This is a genomic window from Marinimicrobium sp. UBA4209 (assembly GCF_002381585.1).
GTDB classification, from domain to species: Bacteria; Pseudomonadota; Gammaproteobacteria; order Pseudomonadales; family Cellvibrionaceae; genus Marinimicrobium; species Marinimicrobium koreense.
Map to the genome: position 1 here is coordinate 1,104 of NZ_DFTP01000015.1, position 571 is coordinate 1,674.

The following is a 571-nucleotide window of genomic DNA, read 5'->3' on the forward strand; positions in this document are numbered from 1 at the left end:
CGTGCCATGAAGCGTGCCGTGCAAAACGCCATGCGTCAGGGTGCGGAAGGTATCAAGATCCAGGTGGGAGGCCGCCTGGGGGGTGCCGAGATCGCTCGTAGTGAGTGGTATCGTGAAGGCCGCGTACCGTTGCACACATTGCGTGCAAACATCGATTACGCAACCGCCGAAGCGTCAACCACCTACGGCATCATCGGTGTGAAAGTTTGGATTTTCAAGGGTGAGGTCATCGGCGATATCGACGAAGCTGAAGCTGCACCTAAGAAAAAAGGCTCTAAGTCCAAGTAAGGGGTACGCAAGATGCTGCAACCAAAGCGTACGAAGTTTCGCAAGCAAATGAAGGGCCGCAACCGCGGCTTGGCCCATCGGGGCGCCAAAGTAAGCTTTGGTGATTTTGGCTTGAAAGCTACTGGTCGCGGTCGCATTACAGCTCGCCAAATTGAGGCGGCCCGTCGTGCGATGACTCGTCACATTAAACGTGGCGGTAAAATCTGGATTCGTGTGTTTCCAGATAAACCAATTACCGAGAAGCCCCTGGAAGTACGTCAGGGTAAAGGTAAGGGTAACGTGG

The 571-nt window shown here is 54.3% G+C and carries 2 protein-coding genes; both read left to right on the top strand.

Features of this window, described 5'->3' with window-relative positions:
* Positions 1 to 288 (top strand): 30S ribosomal protein S3 (rpsC, locus tag B3187_RS02640; protein ID WP_286804481.1); only part of this gene is annotated, 288 nt, incomplete at its 5' end.
* A 12-nt stretch (positions 289 to 300) separates the two neighbouring features.
* Positions 301 to 571, top strand: a 271-nt coding sequence (rplP, locus tag B3187_RS02645; RefSeq protein WP_286804482.1) for a 50S ribosomal protein L16, incomplete at its 3' end; no start/stop codon positions are given.